Source organism: Chitinophagales bacterium, from assembly GCA_040877935.1.
In the GTDB taxonomy this organism is placed as follows: Bacteria; Bacteroidota; Bacteroidia; order Chitinophagales; family CAIOSU01; genus JBBDNB01.
The window spans coordinates 1-8,326 of sequence record JBBDNB010000006.1 but is presented as its reverse complement, the minus strand read 5'-3'; the positions used below and the strand labels follow the sequence as shown (position 1 = coordinate 8,326).

Genomic DNA, 8,326 nt, shown 5'->3' with positions numbered 1-8,326 from the left:
AGGGTAAAGCTAAGACGACTTTATCCGTCAACTTAAGATTAACATAACACTAGTACAATATATTAAACAGCTATAGTGTTGAATTCAGCGATTATTTTAATGCTTATTCCATTAATTTTACCTTTGCAAAATTATTTTACCTTAAAACAATTTTAAGCAGGGACAATTATTTATAAAGCAATTGTGCCGACAAAAAAGAAATACATTCATGTCTATACCCAGCGATTTAGCATTATTCCAATCTATAGTTGAAAAATTATTAAAAGAAGAAAAAGAGAATCCGGTAGCGCCCTACAATGATGTAGCGCATTTGCAAAAAACACTTGACCTCTGCCCTGAAAAGGAAGCGATGAGTGAATCTGACTTTGCCACTGCCCTTGAAAAACTTGTCCTTAACACACCTAGAACAGGTAGCCAAGGCTTTTTCAATCAGCTTTTTGGCGGCAGGAAAAGCAAAGCCGTACTGGGAGATTTACTGGCTGTTGTGCTTAACAACAGCATGTACACCTACAAAGTCGGTGGCCCTCAGATTATTGTTGAGAAAGAAATCATCAGGCGAATAAGTGAGTTGGCCGGATATGGAAATGAAAGTGGAGGAACTTTCGCCCCCGGTGGTTCCATGAGCAATATGATGGCCATGCTCATGGCGCGTGATTCGGCAGATTCCAATGCCTCCAACAAAGGAGTACACCAGAAATTGATTGCATACACTTCTTCAGAATCGCATTATTCCATTCCTAAAAATGCTGCTTTTACGGGCATAGGCAGAGACAATGTGCGCTATATTGAAGCAGATAAATTTGGAAGAATGAATCCAGAGGTGCTTGCCACAGCTATTCAAGAGGATATTGATGCCGGGAATAAACCTTTTTTCATCAATGCCACAGCCGGCACAACAGTGCTGGGTGCTTTTGATCCTATTCAGGAAATTTCTGCCATCAGTAAAAAACACAAAGTCTGGCTGCATGTTGACGGAGCATTTGGTGCTGCGGTATTGTTCAGTGAAAAATACAAGCATTTGATCAGTGGAATTGAACACAGTGATTCTTTTAGCCTGAATGCCCATAAAATGCTTGGAACACCGCTTTCCTGTTCAATGATTTTTACAAAAGACAAGAAAAAATTGTATTCCTCATTTTCCAATAAGGCCAGTTATTTGTACCAGACCGGAGATGATGATTACAATCCAGGAAAAACCTCATTGCAATGTGGAAGAAGAAATGATGCGCTGAAATTCTGGACACTGTGGAAAGCACTTGGTGATGAAGGACTTGAGGAAATAGTCGAGAAGGAGTTTGAGCTCGCTGATTATGCCCGGGATTATGTTCGCTCCAATAGTGATTATACCCTTTACAGTTTTGACAATTCGATTGCTGTGTGTTTTAACTACAAGGATTATGATCCGGATAAATTGTGTGAATTGCTATATGAAAATGCGGAGCTGATGGTGGGCTATGGCATTTTCAAAGGAGAAAAGTTTATAAGGCTGGTGTTTGTAAATTCTGAGAATTCAAAAGAAGACATCAGAAATTTCTTTATCAAGCTTGAAGCATTTACCGAAAAAAACGAAGTGTTGTTGAATGATAAAAGTACGGTTGGATAAATTCAATAAATATTTCAAGCAGATAAAAACTTGTTGTTGCAGGGGTGCATTATCGTGCGCCCCTGTTTTAGTTTTGCTCAACACCTATAAAATAAAATTATGATCACAAAGATCATTGTACTCGGCCTGTATTTTGCTGTATTGTTTATAATTGGCCTGGTTGCCAGCAAGCGAATCAAAGGGCTCAGTGATTTTTATGTAGGAGGTAAAAACCTCGGATATTGGGTAGTTGCATTTTCTGCCCGTGCAACTGGCGAATCTGGCTGGCTGCTGCTGGGCTTAACGGGCATGGGAGCTGTAGCAGGTATTTCTGCCTATTGGGTGGTGTTGGGTGAATTGCTGGGGGTGGCTATTTCCTGGTTTTTTATGGCCAAGCCCTTTAAGCGCCTCACAGACGAGTATGATTCAGTTACTGTTCCCGATTATTTAAAAAGCCGTTTTAAGAGCACCACACATACCCTTAGAATTATTGCTGCCAGTGCATTGGCAATATTTGTCGTGATTTTTGTGAGTGCACAAATCGACACTACTGGAAAAGCTTTTGAGGCTATGCTGGGTATGAATTATTACAGCGGTGCGTTGTTGGGCTTTTTTATTGTGCTGGCCTACATTTTTACCGGTGGTTTTGTGGCTGTTGCCTGGTCCGATCTGTTCCAGGGGGTAATGATGTTTTTCGGACTTTTGGCCTTGCCGATAGTCGGGTGGTGGACACTTGACAACAGTGCAGAGCTCTTTACGGGACTGAAAAATATTGACCCTGCTCTGGTCAATATTTGGGGCGGAAATCCCGATCCCTGGATGAATGCGGCCACTATACTTGGTTTTTCCATGATCGGGCTGGGCTTTCTGGGTTCTCCACAGGTTTATGTGAGGTTTATTTCCGTAAAAAATGAAGCCGAGATCAACAAGGGGCGCTGGGTGGCCATTGCTTTTACTTTATTGACTGATGCTGCAGCTGTGACCATTGGTTTGCTGGGCAGGTATTTATTTACCGAAGCCGGCCAGGATCCTGAGGCTATACTTGGTACAAAAGGAGAGGAAGTGTTGATTGTTTTGGCCGACAATTTAATGCCGCTGTTCATTTTCGCCATGTACATTGCCATAGTGCTTTCTGCAATTATGTCCACTATTGATTCTTTGCTGGTAGTGGCTTCCAGTGCCGTTACACGCGATTTTTATCAGCAGATATGGCATCCTGAAATTCCCGATAACAAATTGGAAAATGTGTCACGTTTTGTAACTGTTGTTATGGCATTTGCCGCATTGGGTATTGCGCTGTTGGTAGCTGTACTTACACCAGACAGGAGTGTGTTTTGGTTTATCATTTTTGGTTGGTCGGGTATTGCCGCCACTTTTTGTCCGGTAATTATTTTGTCGCTTTTTTGGAAAGGGTACTCAGAACAAGGAGCTATAGCTTCAATGATTACCGGATTTTTGAGCGTGCCATTGTTCAAATTTGTAATTCAGAATATTGAGGGCATTGGCCCCTATTTTGTAGAACTGGATGTGCTGGCACCTTCCTTTGCGCTTTCTATGTTGGCTGGCTGGATATTTTCAAAAATTTATCCGGTGAAAAATCCTGAATTGGTCAAACTTTAAAGCGAATTACTTAGGTTCGTTAAAAAAATTATTTGTGAAGAACATCGCAATATTTGCATCGGGAAGTGGCTCAAATGCTGAGAAGATTATGGAATATTTCCAAAATTCGCAGCAGGTAAAAGTGGCCTTGGTAGTGAGCAATAATCAAAATGCCTTTGTGTTGGAGCGCGCAAAAAAGTATCGAGTTCCTACTATGCTTTTGCCCAAAAATTGGAAATCAGATGCTGAAAATATCAGCAAAAATTTAAAAGAAAAAGGCATTGACCTAATTGTATTGGCTGGATTTATGCAGTTGATTCCCTCAGAATTAATTTCAGCATTCCCCAATAAAATCATCAATATCCATCCTGCACTATTGCCAAAATATGGCGGCAAGGGCATGTACGGCATGCATGTGCACAGGGCAGTAAAATCAGCCGGAGATTCAGAAAGCGGCATCAGCATTCATTTTGTGAATGAAAAATACGATGAGGGCGAAATTATTCTTCAGAAAAAATGCAGTATTTCTGATGAAGACACACCTGAAAGCATTCAGCAAAAAGTGCAGAAACTCGAGCACGAATATTTTGTAAAGGCCATTGAGAAAGTGTTGGGGTAATTTTTAGGAGACTTAAGTACCCAACTAAAATAAGTAACTTCAGGATTTGTTAGTGCTTGCATTGGTAGGAGGTTTTGGAAGAAAAGTCCTTAGTCGCTAAGCGCGGCTTTGGGGTTTAATGTAAATCAGTTATGAGGTATTTTTTAGAAAAATTCTATAAAGCAAAATACAGTGGTGATAGGAATTAAAACATACGGTATTTTCCTTTTTCTCTTTCTACTTAGCTGTGCTAGTCAGCAGGAGGAAACCACTTTTTGGAAATACAGCAAGCCGGAAGAGGAAAAGAAACCGTCAACAAAGCCAAGTATGGCGTTTGGTGACATTGAAAAAACAATGGACATAAAACCAACTAAGGATAGTACAGTTATTGGAACTTGGAAGACTCACATGCGAACAACCTCTCTTATAAGCAGGAATAATGAATTTTTCTTCTATGATTACCGCTATAACTCCATTGAAGATACCGTATTAAGTGTTTCAAAATCGGAATGCTTATTGATTTTGACAAATCGTAAAGAAAAAAGTACACTTAATAAGATATGCTACGGTGATACCAGTGCATTCTATTATGCTATCTCGGATAAGGATAGTTCATTGATGTTGTTTTTCGTGAGAAATGACAGTTTAAATATTATCTATAAAAAAATCAGCCACCCTTTACAACCGATGAGGGAAAAACAAGCCAAATATCAACTCTATAAAGAAAGAGATACACTTATTGTAGGCTGGTATCAGGGAGAAGATGGCTTTATAAATAAGCGCCTGATAAAAGCTAAGGATGGAACCCTTTACATGATGGATTTCAGCGGCTATGGTTATGAAGTGAACAAATGTTTTACATCTCCTCACCCCAAAGGCACCCGGCTTGATTATAAGCCCTGGAATATACTTTCTAAAATCCTTTGGCCCTTTTTAGAACCCTATGATGTATTAAGCATTGATTCATCTAAGCTATACAGCTACGTAATCTTAGATGGCGAAGAACAGGTTACGGTATTTGAAAGAGTAGAAAGGAAAAAATATGACAATTGGATAGACGAACATCTCTTTGGTCAGGAAGGTAATGGAGAGCCCTGGAGGTAATTGATGAATGAAAATTATTCCACGTGCTAAAAGCTCTCGACAGCAAGGCGCAGTTAGGTGGTATTGCTATTTTAACCACCATGCAAAGCATGGCGGGAACCGGGGGGAGTATTAATTATCAATAATAGATAAGAGGCCATCGAAACGAAAGCGCGATTCCTACAGCTAAAAGAAATAAGGATCTGATAAAGACTGGACCAAATAAAGTGAAAAATATTTCTTTTTTCTTTCTTCCGCGAAATAAATAATAGATAACTGTAAGCAGTGAACCAAAGATTAAGACGTTAAAAGAACTCTTTACTATAAAATCAGAATAGTACCAGTAGAGCATTCTATAAATAAGACCTGATACAATCAATGAAGCGAAAATATAGAATATTGAGATTATGATGGATAGTCCCTTGCTTTTGTTCCAGTATTTGAAACTGCTGAAAATTCTTTTGAAGTAGATGATCCAAATGGAAAAGCCTAATACAAAAAATAACTGATTCAGATAAGGAATTCTTAAAACAGTGAATTTTAAGAAGATTGAGCAACAAAACAGAACCCAAAGTATAAGTTCCAGGAATTGCCATCGGTCGATAGTTTTCATCTATTTCAGAAGATTTTGAGTTCCACCCCACTCGCACTCATTTGCCGTTTGGCTTTTGACAAGTGCGGGTCAATCCAATCTGATATTTTATATTTTTCAGACATTCGACTAAAATAAGAAACTTCTGGGGTTGTTTGGTAGGCACCCACAGTCGGCACGCCTGTTTGACTGGTGCAGCTGGGCACGCATTCGCTGGGCTTCAAGCTAGGCTGCAAAATGCGCGCCAGTTATGGGCTGTAAAATCAGCAGGAGATAAGGAAAGCGGCATCAGCATTCATTTTGTGAATGAAAAATACGATGAGGGCGAAATTATTCTTCAGAAAAAATGCAGTATTTCTGATGAAGACACACCTGAAAGCATTCAGCAAAAAGTGCAGAAACTCGAGCACGAATATTTTGTAGAGGCTATTGAGACTATTTTGAAATAATTTTTGTTGAAAAGACAGTAGCAGTTATATTGCAAATAATTCGATTGCTCAATTAATATTAACTTTGTAAAAGATAAACAGTTATAACATGAATGCAATCAATGAAATAAATGCACCCACCAATTGGGAATTTACTTCCCATAAGGAAAAGTTATTTTCCAGCGACCATGTAATTGATGCATATTTGAAAGGCAAGAATGAAAGTCTTGAAGAGGCTCAAAAGCTTGTGCTGGAAAAGCTTGTGAAAAACATCAATAAAGCCGGTAAGCATACCAAGCAAGTCCTCCATCATTTTAATAAGAACAATTTAAATCCTATTTCAGCTTTTTTAAAAATCAACTCCTGGGATGATTTTACAATCATGGTAGTTCTACCTCATGATGAGTTTTTAAGCAAAAAAATCATTTCTGTCTATGAATTTGTCTCTGAATTTGAAAATAAAGTTTCCGAAGACTTATATCATATTCAAATCACAATATGTGATTCTGATGGAAATTTAGATGAAAATTATATTCGTTCAGACGGCTTTGTTTTAAAGCACAAATCATCTAAATGAGCAAACAGCATGCTATTCACAATGAGGCTGCCTGCGATTTTCTCTTGTCAAGCAAGAAATTTAATGATTGGGTAGTTACAACAGCATTTTACGCTGCACTTCATTTTGTGCAAAATGAGCTTTTTCCCATAAAAGAAAATGGAAAAACCTACAAGGAACTTAATCTTTATTTTGCAAAGGTTATGAAAAGAAAAAACAAAAGGCTCTCTAAACACATAGCAACAATTCAGCTTATAAAAACGCATCTGCCTGCTTGCTCTCCCTACTACAGGTGGTTGTATGATGCCTGTATGAATGCGCGATATAGTAATTACAAAGTTTCGTTTGCTAAAGCTAACAAGGCAAGGGAATTTTTGAGTGAGATAAAAAATAATCTCAAAAAATAGACTTGTAATTTTTTAAGATCTTCAATTATTTACTCTTGACTTGAGCGGTTTTTAAAGCCATATGAAATATTTCAAACAGTACTGATTTAATTTCAGGAAACTTTTTCTTTATTAAGTACGTATTTTTGTACGTAATTAAACATTTAATTTATGATTGTTGCCAATTATTCAGAATTCCGTGCTGGGCTAAAAAAATTTCTTGACACCATAGAAAACGATAATGAAACGCTTATTATCAAAAGAAAAACAGGCAAGGGTTCTGTTCTGATTTCTCTTGAGGAATACAACTCTATTATGGAAACCGTGCATTTATTAAGCTCCAAGAAAAATGCCGATAGATTGTATGAATCTATCAATCAAATGAAAACGGGAAAAACCGTAAGGCCAAAAATAGAGGATTAAAATGCTTTTGACTTTTACGGAAAACGCATGGGATGATTATCAGTATTGGCAGAAAAACAATAAAAAATTCTGTAAAAAGATCAATGCATTGATCAAAGACATTAAGCGTAATCCCTATGAAGGTTTGGGAAAACCAGAGCCCCTAAAATTTGATTTAGCTGGGTATTGGTCCAGAAGGATAGATCAGGAACACAGGTTGGTTTATCAGTTCCTTGACAAGGAGCTGTTGATTTATGCCTGCCGCTATCATTATGATTCTTAGTGTTGTGTTTTAGCCTAAATGGATTTTCCAATATATCCAATAGTATGACCAAAAGGGATTGTAATCCCGTAAAGTTATAACCAAAACGGATTATAATCCTGTAAAGTTATGAAATAGACCTATAAATTCTGTGAATTTGTAATGCTGTAATACAAGATTTCCCGATAGTAAGATGCAGCAATGTCCTGAACTTTAGTGTGTATATTTGGCTTTTAATGATTAAATTCAGTAAAGGAAAAGGCTATTGATATGAAAGAAATAACACTTAGAATTCCCGAGAGCAAACTCCATTTCATTAAGGAATTAATGAAAGAATTAAATATAGATGTTTGTAATGAAGTTGACGAGTTTGAAATTCCTGAAGATCAAAAGTCAATAGTAAAAGAAAGGATTGCAAAAGCTGAAAAAGACCCTAAGCGCTTATTAGATTGGGATAAAGTGCAAGATGATTTTGATTTAGATGCATAAATTCAAATTGAAAATAGATACGGATGCCCGTCTTGATATACAAAAAGGAATTAAATGGTATAACAAGAAGGCCATAGGTCTTGGTCGAAAATTTCATAAAGAGGTAAAGCAGCACTTCAAAATTCTAAGGAGAATGCCATATTTCCAGCTTTACTATTATGATGTAAGATGTCTCCCACTTAAAATATTTCCTTACATGATTCACTTTACTTTGGATGAAAAAGATAAAATAATAATTGTAAGAGCAGTTTTTCCAAGCCAGGTAAACCCTGAAAATTGGAAGAAGAGAATCACTAAATAGTGTTTGGTCGAGACCTCCAATCACTATACTATCATTGAATTTCTGTTA

At 37.5% G+C, this 8,326-nt stretch carries 11 protein-coding genes; all 11 read left to right on the top strand.

Annotated features, from left to right (window positions below):
- The first annotated feature begins 208 nt into the window (after nucleotides 1-208).
- A complete protein-coding gene (locus WD048_01445; protein MEX0810848.1) occupies nucleotides 209-1,603 on the top strand; it encodes an aminotransferase class V-fold PLP-dependent enzyme in 1,395 nt (464 codons plus the stop codon).
- A gap of 99 nt (nucleotides 1,604-1,702) precedes the next feature.
- Nucleotides 1,703-3,202 (top strand): sodium/proline symporter, encoded by a 1,500-nt coding sequence (locus tag WD048_01440; protein ID MEX0810847.1) that lies wholly within the window; start codon nucleotides 1,703-1,705, stop codon nucleotides 3,200-3,202.
- A gap of 34 nt (nucleotides 3,203-3,236) precedes the next feature.
- Nucleotides 3,237-3,800 (top strand): phosphoribosylglycinamide formyltransferase, encoded by a 564-nt coding sequence (gene purN / locus WD048_01435; protein MEX0810846.1) that lies wholly within the window; start codon nucleotides 3,237-3,239, stop codon nucleotides 3,798-3,800.
- A gap of 174 nt (nucleotides 3,801-3,974) precedes the next feature.
- A complete protein-coding gene (locus WD048_01430; GenBank protein MEX0810845.1) occupies nucleotides 3,975-4,883 on the top strand; it encodes a hypothetical protein in 909 nt (302 codons plus the stop codon).
- A gap of 726 nt (nucleotides 4,884-5,609) precedes the next feature.
- Nucleotides 5,610-5,903, top strand: coding sequence for a formyltransferase family protein (locus WD048_01425; GenBank protein MEX0810844.1), 294 nt, complete (start codon nucleotides 5,610-5,612; stop codon nucleotides 5,901-5,903).
- A gap of 88 nt (nucleotides 5,904-5,991) precedes the next feature.
- Nucleotides 5,992-6,459 carry a hypothetical protein gene (locus WD048_01420; protein ID MEX0810843.1) on the top strand — a complete coding sequence of 156 codons (468 nt, stop codon included), beginning with the start codon at nucleotides 5,992-5,994 and terminating at the stop codon, nucleotides 6,457-6,459.
- Entirely contained in the window at nucleotides 6,456-6,845 is a 390-nt protein-coding gene (locus tag WD048_01415; GenBank protein MEX0810842.1) for a hypothetical protein, read from the top strand. Before WD048_01420 ends, WD048_01415 begins: the two co-directional genes overlap by 4 nt.
- 150 nt (nucleotides 6,846-6,995) lie before the next feature.
- Nucleotides 6,996-7,247 carry a type II toxin-antitoxin system Phd/YefM family antitoxin gene (locus WD048_01410; GenBank protein ID MEX0810841.1) on the top strand — a complete coding sequence of 84 codons (252 nt, stop codon included), beginning with the start codon at nucleotides 6,996-6,998 and terminating at the stop codon, nucleotides 7,245-7,247.
- Between the two features lies 1 nt (nucleotide 7,248).
- Nucleotides 7,249-7,509: a Txe/YoeB family addiction module toxin gene (locus tag WD048_01405; GenBank protein ID MEX0810840.1), complete on the top strand. Its 261-nt coding sequence runs from the start codon at nucleotides 7,249-7,251 to the stop codon at nucleotides 7,507-7,509.
- A 249-nt stretch (nucleotides 7,510-7,758) separates the two neighbouring features.
- On the top strand, nucleotides 7,759-7,977 hold the full coding sequence (locus WD048_01400; protein MEX0810839.1) for a hypothetical protein: 219 nt from the start codon (nucleotides 7,759-7,761) through the stop codon (nucleotides 7,975-7,977).
- Nucleotides 7,978-7,984: 7 nt separating this feature from the next.
- Nucleotides 7,985-8,278 carry a hypothetical protein gene (locus WD048_01395; protein MEX0810838.1) on the top strand — a complete coding sequence of 98 codons (294 nt, stop codon included), beginning with the start codon at nucleotides 7,985-7,987 and terminating at the stop codon, nucleotides 8,276-8,278.
- Nucleotides 8,279-8,326 lie beyond the last annotated feature (48 nt).